Source organism: Rhizobium sp. WSM1328, assembly GCF_057653715.1.
Window position 1 is genome coordinate 2,512,215 of record NZ_CM172788.1, and the last position, 19,890, is coordinate 2,532,104.

Here is a 19,890-nt window from a genome sequence, read left to right on the forward strand (position 1 = left end):
CATGCTCATGCACCACCTGCGCGTCCTTCCGCTGCTGGTGCGGATGCACGTCCGCTCCAAGATGGAATATCGCGGCGCTTTCTGGCTCGACCGCCTTGCGCAGATCCTTTCCTATGGCAGCGTCTTCGCCACCATCGGAATCCTGCTTGCCCGCTTCGACACGCTCGGCGGCTGGACCTGGCCGGAGCTTGCGCTGCTGTTCAGCTTCCAGCTGCTGGCTTATTCGCTCGGCGCTGCGATGAGCTTCGTGCAGCTGCGCGAGCTCGAAGAACTGGTACGGCTCGGCACTTACGACACGCTGTTGGTCAAGCCTTTCAGCCCTTGGGCCTATCTGGTCTTTTCCGGCCTTAATATCGGCTATGCCGGCCACGTCATCCTCGCAGTGGCGCTGATGGCTTGGGCAGTTCTGTCCGTCGACTTCACCTGGTCGGTCTGGTCCGCGTCATTCTTAATTGCTGCGCTTATCAGCGCGACGCTGCTGACGGGGGCACTCATCACCATGATCGGCGCCACAGCGCTGATCTGGGTGCGGTCCAACCACCTGTTCTCGATCTTCTTCGGCTTTTGGGAATTGACGCGCTACCCGCTCAATATTTTTCCGGGCGGCATCCAGACCATCCTCATCACCGCGGTTCCGCTGGCCCTCACCAGCTCGGTCCCTGTCGGCGCCCTGCTAGGCAAACCCATCCCGATCCTCGGGGACTGGGCCGGGCCGGCGTCTCTTGTGGCCGGGCCGATCTGGGTCTTGATGGCAATCACTCACTGGCGGTACGCCACCGGCAAATACCAGGGTGCCGGCGGCTGATCGAGCCGACCGACCTTCCTCGATATCAGGATGCCTGCGACAACGATCTCGCGCGAACCTCGAGGAATGCCGCAGTCAGCTTCACCAGCACCGGTGAGGTGCATGTACCGTTGGCGCCGCCGATCGGGTCGGCGATGTGGATCTGCCGGAGATCCTCCATAAACTCGTCCCAAAGCGGCGGTCCGCCTTCTTCGAGAAGCTGTGCGCGGATGCTCAGCTCCTCGCTCACAGGCAGATGCCGCCGTCCCCAGGCGCCGATCATGGCAAAGACCGGCACGAGCTGAATCGCTGGCTCCAGGAGGCTGTAGATCGCTTTCTGACTGTGGCTCGGATCGTCCCGCTTGCTGATGAATCCGAGCGAGAGCAGACGCTTCAGCCTGGCGGCCAGAATGTTGGAGGCAATCCCCTCCTCCGAATGGGTCAGAAGATCGCGGAAATGGCGGCGGTTGCCAAACATGATGTCCCGGATGATGATGAGGCTCCACCGGTCGCCCAGCACTTCCATCGTCAGGTTGATCGGGCAGCCCGACCGCAGTTCAATATCCACCAATTCTCTCCTCGAAAAACTGGTTGCAATATAGGATCACTTATGCAACAACGCAACTAGTTTCAAATCGCAATCAGATGGAGGAGAGTAGCATGTCCAAGGTGCGTGTCGCAGCATTTTCCCTTTCCGTGGATGGTTTCGGCGCCGGGCCGGAGCAAAGCATGACCGATCCGCTGGGCAAGCGGGGGACGGAGATGTTCGAATGGTTTTTCCGTACCCGCACCTTCCGCGCGATGATCGGAAAGGACGGCGGTTCTGAAGGCGTCGACGAGGGTTATGCGGCCCGCGGCATGGCCAATTTCGGCGCCTTCATTCTCGGACGCAACATGTTCGGCCCCATCCGCGGCGATTGGCCGTATGATGCCTGGAAGGGCTGGTGGGGACCGAACCCGCCCTATCACGCGCCGACCTATATCCTGACGCATTATCCCCGCGAACCGATCGTCATGGAGGGCGGCACGACGTTTCACTTCGTCACCGGCGGCGTCGAGGAAGCGCTTGACAAGGCGAAGACTGCGGCCGGCGGCAAGGATGTGAAAATCGGCGGCGGCGTCAGCACCGTCCGTCAGTATCTGCAGGCCGGCCTGATCGACGAACTGCATTTCGCCGTCTCGCCGGTCGTGCTCGGCAAGGGCGAGGCGATGTTCACAGGCATCGACCTCCCGGCCCTCGGCTTCCGCTTCGCCGAGCATGTCGCAACCGAACACGCCACGCATATCGTGCTGGCGAAATAAACGAGTCGAAGCAATCCTGGCAGGTGCCGCCCTGACGGCCGCCTGTCGGGATCGTTCGGCTGTCACCAAGCCGTGTCAAAATGGCCGTGGTATTGCTGCGGAATGAGCGTAGAGTAAACGCCATCGGATCATCGACGCGACCGCTTGAGAGACATAGGTGCTCTTGCCGCTTCATGGAAGATACGAAGATGCTCCTGTCGCTCATCTCGCTCAACGATGATGAAATAACCATCGTCACCGATGCCGTTCGGCAATGGTGCTGCGAGAGGAAACTCGACATCGACAGCATAGAAGGACGCCACGCCATCACCGTCGCCGTCGATCTCGTCCAGATGAACACTAACCACGACGGGCTTTTTGCCGAGCTGTCGAAGCAACTGGACAACCAGTAGAACCCTCTCCCTCCATCTAAGCACCATAGCATTCTGCGATGACAGGCGCTGGGATGCAGCGCTTTCGCTTACCGCTCCCTCGCGCCGCCGCCCCGGAACACCAGCATCCAGGAACACCAGGCCCAACAGATCGCAGCCGGAACATCATGCCCCGTCCCGGCCAGCCCTAAGCTGTTCGAGGTAGGCACAGAACATATCGGCCATGGCGTCGGCATAGGCTTCGATCTCCGCATCGCTCCGGGGTGCCTCCGAGAACTGCTTTCCCACTGTGCCGAGGGTCGTGGTGATCAGGTCGCCGGCGAGCACCCGTGTCGCCTCCGGCGCAGAAGGCAGCACTTCCTGCATGAACAGTTCGACGATGCGGTCGCCCGATGCCCTCGCCGCCTGCGCCTCCGGTGCATCGCGATAAAGAGGTGCTGCGTCATGGAGCGCCACGCGCATCGCCGCCTCCTCGCACTCCGAGCGGAGGAAGGCATGGACGAGGCGGCGCAGCCGTTCGAGCGGCGGCCTTTGCGCATCGGCGAGGATGCCGCCGAGCATGTCCGTCGTCTGCCGCCATTCGTCGCTCTGCAGGCGGAAGAGGATCGCCGCCTTGTTGGGGAAATACTGGTAGAGTGATCCGATGCTGACGCCCGCCCTTTCGGCCACCCGCGCCGTAGTGAAGCGCTGGGCGCCTTCCCGCGCCAAAACCTGAGCAGCGGCATCCAGGATCGCCGCCACGAGCTCGCTCGATCGAGCCTGTTTGGGCTGTTTTCGTGAGGAAATCCGGGCTCTTGGACGATCGGTCATGGCAGCGCTCCGCAATGCGAATAGCAGATGCGACGAATTACTCGTATTTTTCGCCCCACACAAGAAGCGGTCATCCAGGAGATTTTGCATGACGACACTGACCACCGCCCCGCTGGCGCCCCTGCTCAACGGTCTATTCGAAGAAGCCGCTGCGGCGACGAGCCCGGCAATGTCAGGCTTATCAGGTGATGAGCGAATGCGCCTGATCGGCAGCAAGACCGAATATCTCGACCTTTACGGGCGCCTAAAGGATCTCTGGCTTCCCGTCTCCAGGGAGGCCGGCGTGCTGCTCTACATGCTGACGCGAAGCAGCCGCGCACGAACTATCGTCGAATTCGGCACATCCTTCGGCATCTCGACCCTCCATCTCGCAGCCGCGCTGCGCGACAATGGCGGCGGTCGGCTGATCACCAGCGAGTTCGAGCCGTCGAAGCTGGTCCGCGCCCGCGCCAACCTGACGGCCGGCGGCCTCATCGACCTCGTCGAGATCCGCGAAGGCGATGCCCTTGAGACCCTGAGCACGGACCTCCCGGAAACGATCGACCTGCTGTTCCTCGATGGCGCCAAGGCGCTCTATCGCGATATTCTGGAACTGGTGGAAGACCGCCTGAGGCCTGGCGCCCTCATCATCGCCGACAATGCCGACCTCTGCCCGGAATACCTTGCCCGCGTACGCTCGCCTGCAGCCGGCTACCTCTCGACGCCATTCGAAGAGGATATCGAGCTGTCGATGCGGACCTGAAGCCAAGTTCGTTGCCCGGCCGAGCGCGCGTGCCGGCCGGGCAATGGCGTGTTTCATTGTCGGGGCGTCACCGCTGTACAGCGCCGTAGCGCAGCCCGTCGACCAGCAGGGACACCATGCGCCGGGCATGTTCGGACCCTTGGGCGTAGGCGTGCATGCTAAGGCTTGCGGCCGCATTCAAAAGATCCTCGGCGGCGATATCGGTGCGGACCTCGCCGGCGGCAGCGGCGGCGTCGAGAAGCGAGCGAAGGGCCGGCTGCAGCCGCTGCTGGAAGTAGGCGGGCAAGGCATCGAAGGCTGGGTTGCCGGAGTGCAGGGCCGCCGCAAGCCCGCGCTTGGCCGCGATGAAATCCACGAAACGCTGCATCCATTTGGCCAGCGCTTCGCCCGGCGCATGTTTGGCGGCAAGGATCGGCGCAGCGTCAGCACAGGCGTCGATTTCGCGGCGGAAGACGGCGACGACGAGGTCGGAACGCTCGGGAAAATGCCGGTAGACGGTGCCGATGCCGACGCCGGCCTTTTCCGCGATCTCACGCACCGGGGCATCGACACCGGAGGTCGCAAACACCGTCAATGCCGCCTGAAGCAGCCCGTCGAGATTTCGCTTGGCGTCGGCGCGCACGCGCCTGTCCGCCCTTTCCCCGGGCTTCAGCCCGTCTTCCTGCTCTTTGCTCTCGTCGCCGCCCATCATTCACCCGCTTGCAAAACGGAACATTGTTCCGTATATAAACGGAATACGGTTCCGTTTATGCAAATTAACACAGCGCGACGGTGTTGGCCACATCGATGCGCACGAAGTCCGCCTCCCCAATAAAAGGAACAGACCATGCAATACCGCACGCTTGGAAGAACTGGCATCAAGGTCAGCCCCTATTGCCTCGGCGCGATGATGTTCGGCGCCGCCGGCAATCCTGACCACGAGGATTCGATCCGGATCATCCACAAGGCTCTCGATGCCGGTATAAACTTCATCGACACCGCCGATATCTACAGCCGCGGCGAATCCGAGGAGATCGTCAGCAAGGCGCTCAAGGGCCGGCGCGACGACGTCGTGCTCGCCACCAAGGCACATCTGCCGATGGGCGACGACCCAAACCGACAGGGCAATTCGCGCCGCTGGCTGATCCGCGCAGTCGAGGATTCGCTCCGTCGCCTGCAGACCGACCATATCGATCTCTACCTGATCCACCGGCCGGCACCCGATACCGACATCGAGGAGACGCTATCGGCCCTCACCGACCTGATACAGGCGGGCAAGGTGCGTGCCGTGGGATCGTCGACCTTCCCCGTCTCGGAAATCGTCGAGGCGCAATGGGTTTCCGAGCGCCGCGGGCTGGCACGTTTCCGCGCCGAGCAGCCACCCTATTCGATCCTCAATCGTAGCATCGAACGCGAAGTGCTGCCCGCCTGCGAGCGCTATGGAATGGGAGCGATGGTGTGGAGCCCGCTCGCGATGGGCATGCTCACCGGCAAATACCGCAAGGGCGCGCCGCAGCCCGACAGCGCCCGCGCCAAACGCTTCCCCAGGCAGATGAACGACGAGCGCCGGCTGGACGCGGTCGAACGGCTCATCCCGCTCGCCCAACAGGCAGGGCTTGCACTGGCCCACATGGCGATGGCCTTCACCATCGCCCATCCCGCCGTCACCTCGGCGATCATCGGCCCGCGCACGATGGAGCACTTCGACGATCTGCTTGCCGGCGCCGGGGTGAGCCTGACGGACGAAATCCTCGATCGGATCGACGCGATCGTCCCACCCGGCACCGACACCGGCCCGTTGGAAGCGGCCTATAACCCGCCTGCGGTAACGCTGCCCAACCTGCGCCGCCGCCCGATAGCGGAGCGCTTCGCCGCCTGACTGGCAGGGAGTGAGGCCCGGCCCTGCGAAGCAGGAGCGATCTATCCAGTGAATCGATCGCAGGGCCGAACGCCCTGAGCCATGCGAAGGGCCGGGCAGCGGCGCCTCCCCTAATTCGGGCAGCGCAAAGCGAGCGTCACTTAAAGGCGTTTCTCAAAGAACGTGTCCGGGTATGGATCGTCATTGAAACGGTCGATCTCACTCCAGCCGGTTCCACGATAAAGCTGCGTTGCCTCGGGCAGCGCGCTATTCGTATCCAGACGCAGGAGCTTGATGGATAGCTCGCGGGCGATGTTCTCGGCGGCCGTCATAAGGCGCGTTGCGAGCCCAAGACCACGCGCAGACGGGGCGACCCAGAGCCGTTTGATCTCCGCGACCTCGCCGCCATTGCCCTTCAGCCCGACACAGCCGATCGGCAGGCCATCCGACATGGCCACCAGGAATGCACCGTGCGGACGGATCATATCCTTGGCGTCGGGATCGCGAGAAAGCGATACATCGAAACCCTTCTCGAAGCGGCGTGCGAGTTCGCCGTAATATTCGTTCAGACAATAGCTGGCGTCCTCGTGCCGAGGATCTTTCTCCTCGAGCAAGATCTGCTCGCGTCTCAGCGAGGAAGCAACGATATCCATGGCGCGCAGCAGTTCGTCCGGGCGCCGATGGCGCGCCAGAAATGTTTTCGCCTGCGCATTGGAAAGCGCTTCATAAGCCTGAAACTCGGAACGGCCGGTTTCGGTCAATCGGGCAACGCGGCGACGCGCGTCCTGAGGGTTCGGTAGCGTCTCGATCAGACCCTCCTCTTCCAGACTGCGCAGCAGACGGCTCATCAAGCCGGAGTCGAGACCGAGATAATCGCGGATTACCGCAACATCCGATTGCCCCCGGCCGATTGAATTGAGGACGCGGGCAGCACCCAGCGGACGGCCGCGTCCGAGGAAAGACGTATCGAGAGCGCCGACTTCGGAGGTGACGGCACGGTTGAAGCGACGGACACGAGCGACAGGATCGTAAGTCATATTATCTGACTTTAGTCAGCTAATTCCTCCTGTCAATTCTGAGCACTCAAAGGAAGGGCATAAATGAGCTGCGCACTTCCCCGCCATCCGCCTTGCGCAGCAGCATCGCCTCGCCTATGGGATGGCAACGTTCCGAAGGCCTTCCCGTGTTCCGTTTTGCCCTTCACGCCCTGATCGTTCTCATCCTGACGCTGCTGACCCAGATCGGCGGCATCGCCTATCTCGCGGCGCTGGCCGCCTCACGCGCCTCGGGCTTACGGCGGTTTCTGGCAAAGCTTGCGATCTTCCTGCTTTGCTATGCCGGCGCCACCTTTGTCGCGAGCCTCGCCGCGCCGATCTTCGGGCGAGTTCCCATCTCCTGCGTCGCCAACGCCGCGGACAGGCTGGTGGTCCGCTCCCCGATCTATTGCCTGCTGAACCGCAACTACGTCACACCCGAGGTACGCGATCTGGCAAAGGCGCTTGCCGCCCACATGGACAAGGAATTTCCCGGAACCATTACCGTCGCGCTGGATGCGAATTTCCCCTTTGTGAACGGCTTTCCGCTGCTGCCGCACCTGTCGCATGCCGACGGGAAAAAGCTCGACTTCGCCTATTATTACAAGGATGTGGGCGGTGCCTTCCTGAATGGCGCCACCCGCTCCCCAATCGGCTATTTCGCCTTCGAGCAACCCGTCCCCGGCGACGAACTACCATGCGAAGGGCGCAACGACTGGCTCACCACCCGCTGGAACTTCGATGCGCTGCAGTCTCTGTTTCCGGCCTATCGGATCGAGGAGCAGCGTACGTCGGCCGCGATCGGCTGGTTGACGAGCGAAGGTGTGACGCGCTTCGGCCTGCAGAAGATCTTCATCGAGCCGCATCTGAAGAACGCGCTTGGGATCACCGATGGCCATATCCGCTTTCAAGGCTGCCGCGCCGCCCGCCACGACGACCATATTCATATCGAGGTCGACTAGTGGCCGCATCTGAGGAACGTAGCCGTGCGATATAGATCGCCGTCGTCATGTTGCATTCGACGCATCCGTCAAATCGGGATGCGGCTATGGCTTCCAAGGCATCGAGCAACAATTCAAAGTGCGACAGCCAAGGCCCTGTTGCACCCGGCATCTCAAAAATGACTGATTTCGGCAAGCAGCCAATCACGAAATGCCTTCACCTTGCGCTGGTGAATTGCGCGCGGCGGATAGACCACGAAATACTGCGACGCGGATGTCAGTGCCAGCCTGAAGGGTCTGACCAGCCGACCCGCGGCAAGGTCGGCAGCGACTAGCATCGTGCGCCCCAGGACCACGCCTTCCCCCTGCACGGCGGATTCGACGGCGAAGGTGGCAGAGTCGAAGGTCAGGCCGCTCTTCGGATCGACATCCCTGACATCGGCACTGCGCAGCCAGGTCGCCCAGTCGATGGGGAATCCATCGTGAATGAGGGTGTGATGCTTCAGATCGCCAGGTGCTCGCAGGGGGTGTGCGCCCTCCAGAAGCCTTGGGCTGCAGACGGGAAAGACCTCTTCGCCGGTCAGAAATTCCGATGTGAGCCCAGGATATTCGCCTCCGCCATAGCGGATTGCGATGTCGATGCCGTCGGCGAGGAAGGTCGTCAGCCGGCCTGTCGTCGATATCCGCACATCGATGTCGCGGTTGGCCTGATGGAAACGATAGAGCCGCGGCACCAGCCACCGGCCGGCAAATCCGTCTGACGTGCTGACATTGAGCGTCTTGTCCAAATGGCGGGCCGATGCGGATTTCGTCGCCGCCGCCAACAGATCGAGCGCTTCGCGGACCGACTGCGCATAAGGCTCTCCAATGGCGGTCAGACGGACCGACCGCGTTCCCCTTTCGAACAGTTGCACGTCGAGTTGCTCCTCGAGGTGCTTGATCGCCCTGCTGATCGCGCCATGCGTCACGTTCAGTTCGTCGGCGGCCCGGGAAAAGCTCAGATGGCGCGCGGCCGCCTCAAAGCTCGGCAGGGCGTTCAGCGGCGGCAATCGTCTCGGCATAGCTCGGCTCATTTGTGAGTTTTGATCACAGATCATTGCCGAAATCTGGTTTGTCGTCCAGCCATGCGCTTCATATGTTCTGGATGAGCGCCGCGTCTCGTTACGAGACGACATCGGCGCCAACGAGACGATCTGTGATTTCCTATCACCTATATCCGATGTTGCGGAGCAACCGACCATGGCAACGATTTTCCCCTTCCTCTGGTTCAACACCCAGGCTGAAGAAGCCCGCGATTTTTATCTCTCTGTCTTCAGAAACGCGAAGAAACTCGGCTCCACGGAGGTGCCGGACTGGGTCTCAGGAACGAACCGCACTGTGCCAATCGCCACCTACGATTTCGCGCTCGAAGACCTCAGGCTCAGGACATTCAACGCAGGCCCCGGCGACGGCTTCAACGACGCCGTCTCGTTCTTCATCGAAACCAGGGATCAGGCCGAGACCGACTATTACTGGGAAGCGTTGACATCGCGCGGTGGCTCGGAGCGGGCCTGCGGCTGGCTGCGGGACAAATTCGGCGTCAATTGGCAGGTCTGCCCGGAGATCACGCTCCGCCTTATCGGCGATCCCGACCGCAAGAAAGCGGAGCGGACGCTCCAGGCCATGTACAAAATGCAGAAGATCATCATCGCCGATCTTGAAGCGGCCTATGCCGGCTAGATGCCGTCCACGCTCCGAACCTCATCAGCAAACGAGAGCAGCCATGACCTCGCTCACAGGAAAAACCATTATTATTTTCGGCGGTAGTTCTGGCATCGGCCTCGGCGTTGCCGCGGCCACTCTCGAACGCGGCGCCAATGTCGTCATCGCCGGGCGCTCCGAGGAAAAACTGCAGGCTGCGGAAGAAGAGCTCGGCGGGCCTCCCCACCTGCGAAGCTTTGCCGCCGATCTCGAGCGGGAGGCCGATCTCACTCGCCTCTTCGAGACGGTTGGGGAGTTCGACCACCTCGTTACCACGGCCGGCACGCCGCCGCCGGGCGCACCGATCGAAGCCCTCGACCTCGACGTCATCAGGCGCTTCGTCGACAACAAGCTGATCGGCACCATCGCCCTCGCCAAGCATGCATCGCCATATCTCAAGCGTGGCGGGTCGATGACGATTACCTCGGGGATCAACAAGGATCGGCCGCCCGTACCGGGCGGAGCGGTCGTGGCGGCGATTGCCGGTTCATTCAGCTACTTCGCCCACGGCCTGGCCCTCGAACTTGCGCCTTCGCGGGTCAACGTCGTCTCCCCCGGCTGGGTGGATACCCCAATGTGGGATGTACTCGTCGGAAGCGCCAAATCCGGCTATCTCAAGGACATGGCCGGGCGCCTGCCCGCAGGCCGCATCGCCACCCTCGCCGATGTCGCCAGCGCCTACATCTACCTCATGGAGAGCGATTTCACGACCGGCGAGACGATCCATGTGGATGGCGGTCAAAGACTGATCTAGCCGGGATGAACCGCTCTCATCTCTATGCGATCGTCTAGGGAGTGCGGTAAACGGCAATCGGTCCCGAACCCCGTCACCCCTCTCCTTCGGTCTTGGCAAGCAGCCTGGCCAGTTCTTCGAGCTCTCCGGTCGAAAGGTGCCGGAGTTCCGCCGGCGGGCGATAATGCTCCGTCAAAAGCTCATCCTTGGTGGCCGCGCCCTTGCCGGTCAGCCGTACCAGCTTGACGCGGCGGTCACGTTCCGGGGTTACGCGTTCGGCAAGACCCGCACGCTCCAGCCGGTCGACCAGCCATGTCGCGGTCGAGGCGTCGCACCCCCATTGGCGGGCAAGCATGCTGATCGGCTCCCCCTCGTCGTGCAAGGTGAACAGAGCCCTGGAATCGTTTGGCGTCAGCCCCCTCGCCTGAAGGCTTTCCAGCCGCTGTGGCGCCGATTTCATCAAGAGATCGAACATCATCCGCCACGCCGAGGCGGCGGCTTTGGCATGGCGGTCGGAGGCAGAAGGCATCAAATATCCTCACAACACACTTGAAAAATAGTTTTATTACTCAAATTATCGTATCAATCAAACCTTATCGGCGACTTCCCCGGAAAGTCCATTGGGCGTCCACCTTGCTAGGGAGCCATGCCATGCGTTCAGCTGTCGCCATCCTCTTCCTGATCGAAACCTGTCTTTATGCCATTGCCTCGCTCACCCATGCCGGGTTCGTCCTAGAAGGACACGAACACCGGCAGGCGATGATTGCCGAAGCGGTGATATCAGCGGTACTCCTTCTCGGCCTGATCTCGCTCGGCCTTGACCGATCATGGAGCCGAACGGCTGCGATCTTCGCCCAGTCCTTCGCCCTCCTCGGCACCATCGTCGGCGCCTTCACCATCGCCGTCGGCGTCGGCCCGCAAACCAACCTCGATTACATCACCCATACCGTGATGATCCTGCTCCTGGTCACTGGCCTCGTCTGGCTGGCAAGGAGCCGGAGCGCCTCTTCTCTCGGATAGGGATCGGGCCACGACGCCTATCTCAACGGCAGTTCGAAGCTTCGCTTCAGCGTTTCCATCGGCACCTCGGTCTTGACGCTGAGGACGCTCGGAATGCGCGTCAAGTGATCGGCCTGAAAACGCCAATAGCTATGCAGATCGGCGGTGACGATCCGAAGCACGGCGTCGCATTCCCCTGTCGTCAAGTAGCATTCCATCACCTCGGGAAACCGCCTGACGGCTTCGGCGAAGCGGAGGGTGACCTCGGCATCCTGGGTCTTGAACCAGACGCGGGCAAAAACCGTCAGCCCCGCCCCGACTTTTGCAGGGTCCAGCACGGCGACGTAGCGATCGATGATCCCGGCCTCCTCCAGCAGCCGAACGCGACGCAGGCACGGTGACGGCGACAGGCCTACCTCCTTTGCCAGATCGACGTTCGAAATACGCCCGTCACGCTGAAGCACACGCAGGATATGGCGGTCGATCGGGTCCAGGATGACTGGCATTTCATAGCTCCGATTCATACTGTAGTGGCATGATATGCTAAATTTTTGCAATTTCCCGGATGCTTCGCAAGCTCATTGCGCAGGACTTGGCCTATCGTTCCAGCATCGAGATGGAGATGGGTAAATGACGAAGATAGAGAAAATTGTGCTTTCTTATTCGGGCGGGCTGGATACCTCGATCATCCTCAAATGGCTGCAGGAGACCTACGGATGCGAGGTGGTGACGTTCACCGCCGATCTCGGCCAGGGCGAGGAGCTCGAGCCGGCGCGGGCCAATGCGGAGATGGTGGGAGTCAAGGACATCCGCATCGTCGATCTGCGCGAGGAGTTCGTCAGCGACTTCGTCTTTCCGATGCTGCGGGCGAACGCGCTCTATGAGGGGCAGTACCTGCTGGGCAGTTCCATCGCACGGCCGCTGATTGCCAAGCATCTGGTCGGCATAGCCCGGGAGGTTGGCGCCGACGCCGTTGCCCACGGCGCGACCGGCAAGGGCAATGATCAGATCCGGTTCGAGCTGGCGGTCAATGCGCTCGACCCGTCGATTAAGGTCATTGCTCCCTGGCGCCAATGGAACATCCGCTCCCGCATGCAGCTTCTGGAATATGCCGAGAAGCATCATATCCCGGTGCCGAGCGACAAGCGCGGCGAAGCGCCGTTCTCGATCGACGCCAACCTGCTGCACACCTCGACCGAAGGCAAGATTCTCGAAAATCCGGCGGAGGTCGCGCCCGATCATGTCTATCAGCGCACGGTCGATCCCGTCGACGCGCCCGACACACCCGAGATCGTCACCATCGGCTTCGATTGGGGCGATCCGGTTTCCGTCAACGGCAAGTCCATGACACCGGCCGCATTGCTGACCGAGCTCAATGGACTGGGCGGCCGGCATGGCATCGGGCGGCTCGATCTGGTCGAAAACCGCTTCATCGGCATGAAGTCGAGGGGAATATACGAAACGCCGGGAGGCACGATCCTGCTCACGGCACATCGCGGCATTGAATCGATCACGCTCGACCGCGCCGCCGCCCATCTGAAGGACGAGATCATGCCCCGCTACGCCGAGCTGATCTACAATGGTTTCTGGTTCGCTCCCGAGCGGGAAATGCTGCAAGCCCTGATCGACCACAGCCAGGCTTTCGTCAGCGGCGAAGTGACGCTCAGGCTCTACAAGGGAAGCGCCTCGGTCATCTCCCGCGCCTCCCCCTGCTCCCTCTACTCCGCCGACCTCGTCACCTTCGAAGAAAGCACCATCGCCTTCGATCATCACGACGCGGAAGGTTTCATCAGGCTCAACGGATTGCGGCTCAGGAGCTGGGTCGCCCGCAACGGCAGATGACCGCCCGATCTTACGGCAGCCAGCGCACTCAACGCTCACGACGCTCCAAACGCCTTCACTTCGACCGGCAGGAACCGGACGAAACGAGCGGTTCGGATCCCAATAAGCTGCGAGGGTCAGATGGGCGGATAGGTCAATGCCCACATTGACGGCATCTTCCCTCGCGGTTGGCCGAAGCAGTCCAGGCATCCATGGAGAAGCCCCGAATCCAATTTCAAACGATTTTTAAAATAGCCACTCCGAAAGCTAATCGATTTTAATTTTATCGTTAAAATTTTCTTGTTGCAGCGCAAAAGAATTTAGACATTAATTTTTGCAGATGCTCAGTTTATTCGTTGGAGAACTCGCATGACTGTGACATTTCCGCTAACCGAAAAGCGCGACGCCGAGACATTGCTGAAACACTTGACGTCGCACAATCTCAGCGTTCCGGGAAACTGCGTCGTGTCGCTCAAGGCGCAGGTCGCCCAGGTCTCATCCTCTCATACGACCGCGCTCGGCACCGCCCGTACCGCCTGATAGCGATTGAATGTCCCGGCATCGCCGTCGACAATAGGATCGAAGCGATCCTGGCTGGATCGCCCATGCGGGATGGATGAAACCCGAGCGCGTCGATAGCCTATCTCGCGGCAGGCAACCCCATGCCGGCGAGCTTCAGGATATCCTCGACCTTGGCGTCGGGATCGGCGCCGGGTTCGACCTGGCCGTCTATCATCAGCAAGGCGAGGCCATGCGTCAGCGACCAGAGAAAGAGCGCGGCGTTCGGCACGTCCTCGGGCGTCAGCCGCTTTTCCAGGTCGTCCTTCATCTGCCGGTAGACCTGCATCCGCAAGGCGCGTATCGCCTCATTTCCTTTGGAATAGGCCTGAAAGCCCTCCCCGAACATCAGCCGGTAGAGACCGGGATTCGCGCGGGCAAAGGCGACATAGGCGATGCCGCCGGCGAGCAGATTGCGTCGAGGACCGGCTAGCGCGGCATCGATGCTTTCGCTGAGTTCGGCAAACCCTTGTTCGGCGAGTGCTGCCGCGATGGCGTCCAGGCTGTTAAAATAATGGTATGCCGCCGGAGCCGAGACGCCGGCACGACGGCCGATCTCCCGCATGCTCAGCGCAGTCGGGCCTCCCTCCTCCAGCAGCGCCCGCGCCACGGACAGCAGCGTGGGGCGCAAATTGCCGTGATGATAGCGGGTCAATCCGTCGTGCGTGGCCATGTCTCGATCTAATCTTTACAGTGTTAAAATAATGCTCTAGTCTGCCTCCCATGACAAGGGCATGATGAGAGGAGATCGCGATTGGGGGCTGTATCCTCCAACGTCCCTCATTGGGCGGCATCCCCAATGCCTTCATTTTTTTGGGCGCGCGGCATCCTCCAATCCACCTCATCCTGAAGGGCGAAGCCTCGAAGGACACGCTCAACACTACTTCTTGCATGCATCCGACGCCCGCCTCGCCCTTCGAGGCCCTGCGGTCACCTCAAAGTGAGGCTCTCCTGGGCGCCGCGTCCCGGCACTGACAAGGTTTACAAACCAAGGTTTACAGAGAAAGAGGCCTTCATGCGAGCATCCGAACCAAGCCGCACCGCGATGGGTGCGGCAGCCTATCGAGCAGCACACCAGCGTGTGGATGGCGGCGCCATTTTCTTTGACCCCTACGCCCGCCGCATCCTCGGCGAGGCGGCCTGCGCCGAGGCCGATCTGAAAGCGCAGGACCCCGCCACGCGATCCTTTCGCCTGTTCGTGGCGGCGCGAAGCCGATATGCCGAAGACTGCCTTGACCTCTCCGTCGCAAGGGGCGACAGGCAAGCCGTCATCCTCGGCGCCGGGCTCGACACCTTTGCACTGCGCAATCCCCATGCCGGCCTGAAGGTCTTCGAAGTCGATCATCCCGCCACGCAGAGCTGGAAGCAGATGCGGCTCAGCGAGACCGGACTGACGCAAAGCCTGCCGACATTCGTTCCCGTCGATTTCGAACATGAGGATTTGAAAACGCGTCTCGTCGATTCCGGCTTCGAGCCCGAAGCACCGTCTTTCTTCATCTGGCTTGGCGTCGTGCCATATCTCACGGAGGCGTCGGTCTTTACGCTGTTGCGCTTCGTCGCCAGCCTGCCGAGCGCATCCATCGTCTTCGACTACGGTGAACCCCTCGAAAACTATTCGCCCGAACGCCGTGCCCGCGCCGCGGAAATGGGCGCGCGCACGGCCGCGGCCGGCGAGCCATGGCTGACGCACTTCGATCCCGAGGATCTTGCGAACCGATTGCTGAGCCTGGGCTTCACATCTCTGGAGGATATCGGCCCGACCGAAATGGCAAAACGCTTCTTCGGTCTGCCCCGGGATGCGCCGGACCGCGGCGCCGGTCCCCGCATCATATTCGCCGGGAAATAGGGAAATCCCCGAGATGTCGAGTTGCTGCAATCGAGCTGGCCTCAGCTGTCGTAGACGACAGCAATCTTGTTTCCGGCCGGTCACGCACATAAGCGGAATACCAGTTCGGCCCGTAGTGCGGACGTAAACCAGGCGCGCCGTCGTCCGTTCCGCCGTTTGTCAAGGCAGCATCGTAAAAAGCGTTCACCTCGGCATGGGACTTGGCCATGAAACCAACCATCGAGCCATTTCCGGCGCTCGCCGGTTCGCCGTTGAACGGCGTGCAAACCCATAGAACGAAACCGTCACCCTTCCCGCCTTCGGAATAGGCGCTCCATCCGGGAAATTCCCCATGTTTGCTCCACCCGATCGTTGCCAAGGTCGCATCATAAAAGCCATTCGATTTGACGGAATCGATTGCGCCGACGGTTGCGTAGACACGCATGGTCTTCCCTTTTGCTGCTCCAAGATCGGGTGAATTCACATTGCAAACATGAGAACATAAAAAGAACACCCGATTGAGGTCATGCGAAAAATTAGCGGATCGCTGCAGCAGGTCGAAAACTAACTAGGGCGGCGATAGTGGATCTCTTTGCTACCTGCGAGCTCGAAACCCCTCCCCACTCGCCGCACCAAACTATTGCAATCTCATAGATAAACGCTTCATTGGCGATATATGAACGAGAGTCCTGCACCAATGACCCATCTCAAACATGGCATACTCGCCGCGGCCATCATGCTGGCAGCAACGATGACATACCCGCATCCGGCGCATGCGCAACCGTGTGAGCAGGAAAGCTTCGAAGAGGCGAAATACGTTGTCTGTGCGCTTGAACCAGGTAAAGCCGACCTGCGATTGTTCTGGAAGAATGCCGATGGCGCGCCATATCGCGCTTTTTCAAGCCTAGCCGAAGCCGTTCACGCCGAGGGGCGAATGCTGGCTTTCGCCGTCAACGCCGGGATGTACCGGGTCGATTTTTCCCCGATGGGGCTTTACGTTGAGAACAGCAGGGAATTGCAGCCCGCCAATACGACAAAGGCCGAAAGCTCCTCGGGCCAGGTACCGAATTTCTATAGGAAGCCGAACGGCATATTTTTTCTGAGTGAAGCAAGCGCCGGCATACTCCCGACCGATGAATTTCTGAAGCATCGCCCCAAAGTGCGGTTCGCCACGCAATCCGGCCCGATGCTTGTCATCGCTAACAAACTGAACCCGATCTTCATCGTCGGATCGACGGACCGGACCCGCCGCAGCGGTGTCGGCGTCTGCGACGGTGGCGCGGTTCGTTTCGCGATCAGCGAAGACGGGGTGAATTTCCACGATTTTGCACGGCTCTTCCGCGACCATCTGAAATGCCCCGACGCCTTGTTTCTCGATGGCGGACGCGGTGTCGGACTTTACAATCCCGAAATGGGCCGCAACGACCGATCCTGGCACGGCGGCTACGGCCCTATCTTCGGGCTCGTCGAATAGCGCATGAGGGAATCCGCTTTCAGCCGGACCTGGCATCTCATCAGTTTGCCTTCGGAACCGAAGCGGGAGGTCGCCGTTACCAGGGGACGGATGGTGCCATCGTGGTCGCGCCTGCCCGACCTGCTCGACGGATTGATCATGACCACCCTGCCCCCGTTTCCCTTCCCGGCAATAGGCAGGACGGTCGCCGCCATCGTCAAGGGTGCGGCGATGGAGAAGGTGCCAATCCCGTACGCGGATGCATCATGCTTGGGAGGGCGAGCCTTTCAAAAACCGCCTGCTTCGCATAGGCTCCCGGCCTGCAAAATAGGAAAGCCGGATGGAATACATCGATTCACTCGCCTTGCTCGTCAGCGTCTACATCGTCTCCCTCGTCAGCCCCGGACCGAATTTCATCATCGTCACCAACACAAGCATGACGGTATCACGCGCCGCCGGGCTCTTTGCGGGTCTCGGCTTGCGTTCGCATCCCTGACCTGGGCCGTCATGGCGATGGCGGGGCTTGGCTTTCTGCTGACGCATTTCGATTGGCTGCATGTGACGTTGCAGGTGGTCGGCGCGCTGTATCTGATCTGGCTGGGCCTGAAGATGATCCGCGGCGCGGCCAAGCCGTTGAAGACGACGGGGCCGACCGAAGTCACATGGCGCTCCGCGATGCGCCTCGCTTACGTCGTCAGCATGACCAATCCGAAATCAGTGGCTTTCTTCGGAAGTATCTTTGCGCTTGTCATCCCTGCACATGCGCCGATCTGGCTCTATTGCGTCATCGCCCTGACCTGCTTCCTCCTTTCGGCCCTCTGGTATTGCGGCCTGGCCTTTTTCTTTTCGAACCCGCGCGTTTCCGCCAGCTTCCTGCGGTTCAAGGCCGGCATCGAGCGCGTGATGAGCGCCGCCCTGATCCTCATCGGCAGTCGCCTGCTCCTAGCCCGCTGATGTTATCCCGGTTTTCGTGAGGACCAGCCACTCAGGTCGTAGGCGAGGCCGGCAAGGGTTCGTCGATATCTTCGGGAATGAAGCCGCCGGTCTGGCGTTTCCATAGGCGCGCGAACAAGCCGTCTTGTTCGACCAGTTCGTCCGGCCTGCCCTCCTCCACGATGCGCCCGTGATCGAGCACGACGATCCGGTCCATCCTGGCGATGGTCGACAGGCGGTGTGCAATGGCGATCACCGTCTTTCCCTCCATGACGAGGTTGAGCCTTTCCTGGATGGCGGCTTCGGATTCGCTGTCGAGGGCGGAGGTCGCCTCGTCGAGCACCAGGATCGGCGCGTCCTTCAGGAGAACGCGGGCGATGGCTACGCGCTGGCGCTGGCCGCCTGACAGTTTGATGCCGCGGTCGCCGACGAAGGCCTCGTAGCCCTTGCGGCCTTCGCCGTCGGAAAGATCGGCGATGAAGACATCGGCACTCGCAATCTTCGCCACCGCTTCGATCTCGTCCTTCGTCGCCTCCGGCCGGCCGTAACGGATATTGTCGCCGACCGAACGGTGCAGCAGCGCGACGTCCTGCGCGATGACCCCGATGGAGCGGCGCAGGCTCGCCTGGGTGACGGCGCGGATATCCTGCCCGTCGATGAAGATCGCACCATCCTCTATGTCGTAAAAACGCAGCAGCAGGCTCACCAGCGTCGTCTTGCCGGCACCGGAGAGGCCGACGAGCCCTACCTTTTCGCCGGGCCGAACCGTCAGCGACAGGTCATCGATAACAGGCTTGCCGGACTTGTAGGCGAAGCGGACATTTTCGAAACGGATTTCACCACGCTCGACCACGAGGTTCTTCGCATCCGTCCGGTCGGTGATAGTGGGCGGTGTCGTCATAACAGGCATGGCATCCTTGATCGTGCCGATCGCCTGGAAGATCTGTTGGCCCATTTGCAGGAAGGTGAAGGTGTGGCCGGACAGCCGTTGGAGGACATAGACGGCGCCGGTAAATTCGCCGATCGTCACGAACCCCTCGACGAGGCCGGTAAAGCCGATCGACAGAATGGACAGCCAGTGCAGCACGTTGAGGACGACGACCGTCAGCTCGGCTGTGCGATAAATGCGTTGTTCGCTTTGCTGCGTCTCGATCGACTTGCCGATAATACCGCGGATGGTGCCCGCCTCGCTGTCTTCAGCGGCGAACTGCTTGACCATCTGCATGTTGGTGTAGAGATCGGTGATGGCGCCGGCGATCAGGCTGCGCCGCTTGGCGGAGCGGCGAGCGCGCTCGGTAAAGATCGGTGCCAGCCTGACGGCGAGCAGGACGTTGAGCGTGATCCAGATGACGGTCGGCACGGCGAGTTGCCAGGACAAGGCGCTGAGTAGGATCACGGAGCCCACCATCTGCATCAGGAAGCGTGGAATGGACTGGAAGGCGGAAATGAGCTGCTGCTGGACAGCAGAGGCCACCTGCTGCAGGAGCGAGGCGACCTGGCCGGCGTAGAGATCATGGAAGAAGCCGAGATCCTGCCGCTCCACCGCCTTGTGGCCCTGCCACTGGATGGCGGCCGGCATGCCGATGCCGAGCGTATGCGAAGTCAGCGTGTTGACGAGGAACGAGGCGATCGGCATGGCCGGAAAGAGCAGCAGGCCGAGGAAGGTCAGCAGCGGCCATTCACTCGCCAGGAAAGCGGATGCACCCTGTTGCGTAACACCGTCGACGATGACCGACAGCCCCCAGACAATGCTTAGATTCATGGCCTCGTTCGCCATGGTGCAAAGCGTCACCACAATCAGCACGCCGCGAAACATCGAGATGAAATGCAGGAGCACTGCCACCGGCCCCTTGGACGGCAGTGGCCGGTAGGGAATATCGAGCGGCCGGATCAGGCTTTCGAAAGGACGATAGATCGCATCTGAAATCGACATGGGCCACTCGGATTAAAATCGGGAGGAGGCGTGGACTCAGCTACGCAAGGTGGCAGACAATCATCTTCAGGCTG

General features: G+C 61.2%; 24 protein-coding genes and 1 pseudogene. 15 read left to right on the forward strand and 10 right to left on the reverse strand.

Annotation, left to right across the window (positions count from 1 at the left end):
- The first annotated feature begins 1 nt into the window (after nucleotide 1).
- Nucleotides 2–805 carry an ABC transporter permease gene (locus AC2444_RS12755; protein ID WP_012757977.1) on the forward strand — a complete coding sequence of 268 codons (804 nt, stop codon included), beginning with the start codon at nucleotides 2–4 and terminating at the stop codon, nucleotides 803–805.
- 25 nt (nucleotides 806–830) lie between these two features.
- Here the strand turns inward: AC2444_RS12755 and AC2444_RS12760 are convergent, their stop codons facing one another.
- A complete protein-coding gene (locus tag AC2444_RS12760; RefSeq protein ID WP_012757978.1) occupies nucleotides 831–1,352 on the reverse strand; it encodes a winged helix-turn-helix transcriptional regulator in 522 nt (173 codons plus the stop codon).
- A gap of 92 nt (nucleotides 1,353–1,444) precedes the next feature.
- Here AC2444_RS12760 and AC2444_RS12765 point away from each other — a divergent pair, with 92 nt between their 5' ends.
- Both AC2444_RS12765 and AC2444_RS12770 read left to right on the forward strand, forming a co-directional pair.
- The gene (locus tag AC2444_RS12765; protein WP_012757979.1) at nucleotides 1,445–2,086 is read left to right on the forward strand and encodes a dihydrofolate reductase family protein; all 642 of its coding nucleotides are present in this window, start codon (nucleotides 1,445–1,447) and stop codon (nucleotides 2,084–2,086) included.
- Between the two features lie 188 nt (nucleotides 2,087–2,274).
- The gene (locus AC2444_RS12770) at nucleotides 2,275–2,478 is read left to right on the forward strand and encodes a hypothetical protein (RefSeq protein WP_012757980.1); all 204 of its coding nucleotides are present in this window, start codon (nucleotides 2,275–2,277) and stop codon (nucleotides 2,476–2,478) included.
- Between the two features lie 144 nt (nucleotides 2,479–2,622).
- Here the strand turns inward: AC2444_RS12770 and AC2444_RS12775 are convergent, their stop codons facing one another.
- Nucleotides 2,623–3,267, reverse strand: a complete 645-nt coding sequence (locus AC2444_RS12775; RefSeq protein ID WP_012757981.1) for a TetR/AcrR family transcriptional regulator — start codon at nucleotides 3,265–3,267, stop codon at nucleotides 2,623–2,625.
- Between the two features lie 88 nt (nucleotides 3,268–3,355).
- Between AC2444_RS12775 and AC2444_RS12780 the strand changes: the two genes are divergently transcribed.
- Nucleotides 3,356–4,009 (forward strand): O-methyltransferase, encoded by a 654-nt coding sequence (locus AC2444_RS12780; protein ID WP_012757982.1) that lies wholly within the window; start codon nucleotides 3,356–3,358, stop codon nucleotides 4,007–4,009.
- Nucleotides 4,010–4,076: 67 nt separating this feature from the next.
- On the opposite strand, the gene AC2444_RS12785 is transcribed toward AC2444_RS12780, so the two are convergent.
- The gene (locus AC2444_RS12785; protein ID WP_041935541.1) at nucleotides 4,077–4,697 is read right to left on the reverse strand and encodes a TetR/AcrR family transcriptional regulator; all 621 of its coding nucleotides are present in this window, start codon (nucleotides 4,695–4,697) and stop codon (nucleotides 4,077–4,079) included.
- Between the two features lie 138 nt (nucleotides 4,698–4,835).
- Here AC2444_RS12785 and AC2444_RS12790 point away from each other — a divergent pair, with 138 nt between their 5' ends.
- Nucleotides 4,836–5,867, forward strand: a complete 1,032-nt coding sequence (locus tag AC2444_RS12790; protein ID WP_012757984.1) for an aldo/keto reductase — start codon at nucleotides 4,836–4,838, stop codon at nucleotides 5,865–5,867.
- Between the two features lie 140 nt (nucleotides 5,868–6,007).
- Here the strand turns inward: AC2444_RS12790 and AC2444_RS12795 are convergent, their stop codons facing one another.
- Nucleotides 6,008–6,883: a bifunctional helix-turn-helix transcriptional regulator/GNAT family N-acetyltransferase gene (locus AC2444_RS12795; protein WP_012757985.1), complete on the reverse strand. Its 876-nt coding sequence runs from the start codon at nucleotides 6,881–6,883 to the stop codon at nucleotides 6,008–6,010.
- A gap of 146 nt (nucleotides 6,884–7,029) precedes the next feature.
- Between AC2444_RS12795 and AC2444_RS12800 the strand changes: the two genes are divergently transcribed.
- Nucleotides 7,030–7,842, forward strand: a complete 813-nt coding sequence (locus AC2444_RS12800; RefSeq protein WP_041935672.1) for a hypothetical protein — start codon at nucleotides 7,030–7,032, stop codon at nucleotides 7,840–7,842.
- Between the two features lie 152 nt (nucleotides 7,843–7,994).
- Here AC2444_RS12800 and AC2444_RS12805 read toward each other — a convergent pair whose 3' ends face one another.
- The gene (locus AC2444_RS12805) at nucleotides 7,995–8,882 is read right to left on the reverse strand and encodes a transcriptional regulator GcvA (RefSeq protein WP_128449169.1); all 888 of its coding nucleotides are present in this window, start codon (nucleotides 8,880–8,882) and stop codon (nucleotides 7,995–7,997) included.
- A gap of 178 nt (nucleotides 8,883–9,060) precedes the next feature.
- On the opposite strand from AC2444_RS12805, the gene AC2444_RS12810 reads away from it, so the two are divergent.
- Together AC2444_RS12810 and AC2444_RS12815 are read left to right on the forward strand one after the other, a co-directional pair.
- Complete coding sequence (locus tag AC2444_RS12810; RefSeq protein WP_012757988.1) at nucleotides 9,061–9,540, forward strand: VOC family protein; 480 nt, start codon at nucleotides 9,061–9,063, stop codon at nucleotides 9,538–9,540.
- A 43-nt stretch (nucleotides 9,541–9,583) separates the two neighbouring features.
- Nucleotides 9,584–10,315, forward strand: a complete 732-nt coding sequence (locus AC2444_RS12815) for an SDR family oxidoreductase (RefSeq protein ID WP_012757989.1) — start codon at nucleotides 9,584–9,586, stop codon at nucleotides 10,313–10,315.
- Nucleotides 10,316–10,388: 73 nt separating this feature from the next.
- On the opposite strand, the gene AC2444_RS12820 is transcribed toward AC2444_RS12815, so the two are convergent.
- A complete protein-coding gene (locus AC2444_RS12820; protein WP_012757990.1) occupies nucleotides 10,389–10,823 on the reverse strand; it encodes a MarR family winged helix-turn-helix transcriptional regulator in 435 nt (144 codons plus the stop codon).
- Between the two features lie 122 nt (nucleotides 10,824–10,945).
- On the opposite strand from AC2444_RS12820, the gene AC2444_RS12825 reads away from it, so the two are divergent.
- A complete protein-coding gene (locus tag AC2444_RS12825; protein WP_012757991.1) occupies nucleotides 10,946–11,314 on the forward strand; it encodes a hypothetical protein in 369 nt (122 codons plus the stop codon).
- Nucleotides 11,315–11,331: 17 nt separating this feature from the next.
- Here the strand turns inward: AC2444_RS12825 and AC2444_RS12830 are convergent, their stop codons facing one another.
- A complete protein-coding gene (locus AC2444_RS12830; protein ID WP_012757992.1) occupies nucleotides 11,332–11,799 on the reverse strand; it encodes an Lrp/AsnC family transcriptional regulator in 468 nt (155 codons plus the stop codon).
- 124 nt (nucleotides 11,800–11,923) lie between these two features.
- Here AC2444_RS12830 and AC2444_RS12835 point away from each other — a divergent pair, with 124 nt between their 5' ends.
- Nucleotides 11,924–13,135 carry an argininosuccinate synthase gene (locus tag AC2444_RS12835; protein WP_012757993.1) on the forward strand — a complete coding sequence of 404 codons (1,212 nt, stop codon included), beginning with the start codon at nucleotides 11,924–11,926 and terminating at the stop codon, nucleotides 13,133–13,135.
- Nucleotides 13,136–13,483: 348 nt separating this feature from the next.
- On the forward strand, nucleotides 13,484–13,654 hold the full coding sequence (locus tag AC2444_RS12840; RefSeq protein WP_164902761.1) for a hypothetical protein: 171 nt from the start codon (nucleotides 13,484–13,486) through the stop codon (nucleotides 13,652–13,654).
- A gap of 100 nt (nucleotides 13,655–13,754) precedes the next feature.
- Here the strand turns inward: AC2444_RS12840 and AC2444_RS12845 are convergent, their stop codons facing one another.
- Nucleotides 13,755–14,345 carry a TetR/AcrR family transcriptional regulator gene (locus AC2444_RS12845; protein ID WP_012757995.1) on the reverse strand — a complete coding sequence of 197 codons (591 nt, stop codon included), beginning with the start codon at nucleotides 14,343–14,345 and terminating at the stop codon, nucleotides 13,755–13,757.
- A gap of 342 nt (nucleotides 14,346–14,687) precedes the next feature.
- Here AC2444_RS12845 and AC2444_RS12850 point away from each other — a divergent pair, with 342 nt between their 5' ends.
- Nucleotides 14,688–15,518 (forward strand): class I SAM-dependent methyltransferase, encoded by an 831-nt coding sequence (locus AC2444_RS12850; protein WP_012757996.1) that lies wholly within the window; start codon nucleotides 14,688–14,690, stop codon nucleotides 15,516–15,518.
- Nucleotides 15,519–15,559: 41 nt separating this feature from the next.
- Here AC2444_RS12850 and AC2444_RS12855 read toward each other — a convergent pair.
- Nucleotides 15,560–15,942, reverse strand: a pseudogene (locus tag AC2444_RS12855) (VOC family protein).
- Between the two features lie 252 nt (nucleotides 15,943–16,194).
- Here AC2444_RS12855 and AC2444_RS12860 point away from each other — a divergent pair.
- From AC2444_RS12860 to AC2444_RS12870, 3 genes are all read left to right on the forward strand, one after another.
- A complete protein-coding gene (locus AC2444_RS12860) occupies nucleotides 16,195–16,971 on the forward strand; it encodes a phosphodiester glycosidase family protein (RefSeq protein WP_012757998.1) in 777 nt (258 codons plus the stop codon).
- 319 nt (nucleotides 16,972–17,290) lie between these two features.
- Nucleotides 17,291–17,446, forward strand: a complete 156-nt coding sequence (locus AC2444_RS12865; protein ID WP_244432220.1) for a hypothetical protein — start codon at nucleotides 17,291–17,293, stop codon at nucleotides 17,444–17,446.
- A gap of 11 nt (nucleotides 17,447–17,457) precedes the next feature.
- On the forward strand, nucleotides 17,458–17,904 hold the full coding sequence (locus tag AC2444_RS12870; protein ID WP_244432221.1) for a LysE family translocator: 447 nt from the start codon (nucleotides 17,458–17,460) through the stop codon (nucleotides 17,902–17,904).
- A 31-nt stretch (nucleotides 17,905–17,935) separates the two neighbouring features.
- Here AC2444_RS12870 and AC2444_RS12875 read toward each other — a convergent pair whose 3' ends face one another.
- Complete coding sequence (locus AC2444_RS12875) at nucleotides 17,936–19,816, reverse strand: ABC transporter ATP-binding protein (RefSeq protein ID WP_012758000.1); 1,881 nt, start codon at nucleotides 19,814–19,816, stop codon at nucleotides 17,936–17,938.
- Nucleotides 19,817–19,890: the final 74 nt, after the last annotated feature.

Bases quoted from the DNA above. Each gene is read 5' to 3' on its own strand.
- AC2444_RS12875 (WP_012758000.1), bottom strand. From the start codon at position 19,816: ATGTCGATTTCAGATGCGATCTATCGTCCTTTCGAAAGCCTGATCCGG.
- AC2444_RS12810 (WP_012757988.1), top strand. From the start codon at position 9,061: ATGGCAACGATTTTCCCCTTCCTCTGGTTCAACACCCAGGCTGAAGAA.
- AC2444_RS12815 (WP_012757989.1), top strand. From the start codon at position 9,584: ATGACCTCGCTCACAGGAAAAACCATTATTATTTTCGGCGGTAGTTCT.
- AC2444_RS12785 (WP_041935541.1), bottom strand. From the start codon at position 4,697: ATGGGCGGCGACGAGAGCAAAGAGCAGGAAGACGGGCTGAAGCCCGGG.
- AC2444_RS12870 (WP_244432221.1), top strand. From the start codon at position 17,458: ATGGCGATGGCGGGGCTTGGCTTTCTGCTGACGCATTTCGATTGGCTG.
- AC2444_RS12780 (WP_012757982.1), top strand. From the start codon at position 3,356: ATGACGACACTGACCACCGCCCCGCTGGCGCCCCTGCTCAACGGTCTA.
- AC2444_RS12845 (WP_012757995.1), bottom strand. From the start codon at position 14,345: ATGGCCACGCACGACGGATTGACCCGCTATCATCACGGCAATTTGCGC.
- AC2444_RS12790 (WP_012757984.1), top strand. From the start codon at position 4,836: ATGCAATACCGCACGCTTGGAAGAACTGGCATCAAGGTCAGCCCCTAT.
- AC2444_RS12840 (WP_164902761.1), top strand. From the start codon at position 13,484: ATGACTGTGACATTTCCGCTAACCGAAAAGCGCGACGCCGAGACATTG.
- AC2444_RS12775 (WP_012757981.1), bottom strand. From the start codon at position 3,267: ATGACCGATCGTCCAAGAGCCCGGATTTCCTCACGAAAACAGCCCAAA.
- AC2444_RS12820 (WP_012757990.1), bottom strand. From the start codon at position 10,823: ATGCCTTCTGCCTCCGACCGCCATGCCAAAGCCGCCGCCTCGGCGTGG.
- AC2444_RS12805 (WP_128449169.1), bottom strand. From the start codon at position 8,882: ATGCCGAGACGATTGCCGCCGCTGAACGCCCTGCCGAGCTTTGAGGCG.
- AC2444_RS12830 (WP_012757992.1), bottom strand. From the start codon at position 11,799: ATGCCAGTCATCCTGGACCCGATCGACCGCCATATCCTGCGTGTGCTT.
- AC2444_RS12795 (WP_012757985.1), bottom strand. From the start codon at position 6,883: ATGACTTACGATCCTGTCGCTCGTGTCCGTCGCTTCAACCGTGCCGTC.
- AC2444_RS12825 (WP_012757991.1), top strand. From the start codon at position 10,946: ATGCGTTCAGCTGTCGCCATCCTCTTCCTGATCGAAACCTGTCTTTAT.
- AC2444_RS12865 (WP_244432220.1), top strand. From the start codon at position 17,291: ATGGAATACATCGATTCACTCGCCTTGCTCGTCAGCGTCTACATCGTC.
- AC2444_RS12755 (WP_012757977.1), top strand. From the start codon at position 2: ATGCTCATGCACCACCTGCGCGTCCTTCCGCTGCTGGTGCGGATGCAC.
- AC2444_RS12835 (WP_012757993.1), top strand. From the start codon at position 11,924: ATGACGAAGATAGAGAAAATTGTGCTTTCTTATTCGGGCGGGCTGGAT.
- AC2444_RS12765 (WP_012757979.1), top strand. From the start codon at position 1,445: ATGTCCAAGGTGCGTGTCGCAGCATTTTCCCTTTCCGTGGATGGTTTC.
- AC2444_RS12850 (WP_012757996.1), top strand. From the start codon at position 14,688: ATGCGAGCATCCGAACCAAGCCGCACCGCGATGGGTGCGGCAGCCTAT.
- AC2444_RS12770 (WP_012757980.1), top strand. From the start codon at position 2,275: ATGCTCCTGTCGCTCATCTCGCTCAACGATGATGAAATAACCATCGTC.
- AC2444_RS12860 (WP_012757998.1), top strand. From the start codon at position 16,195: ATGACCCATCTCAAACATGGCATACTCGCCGCGGCCATCATGCTGGCA.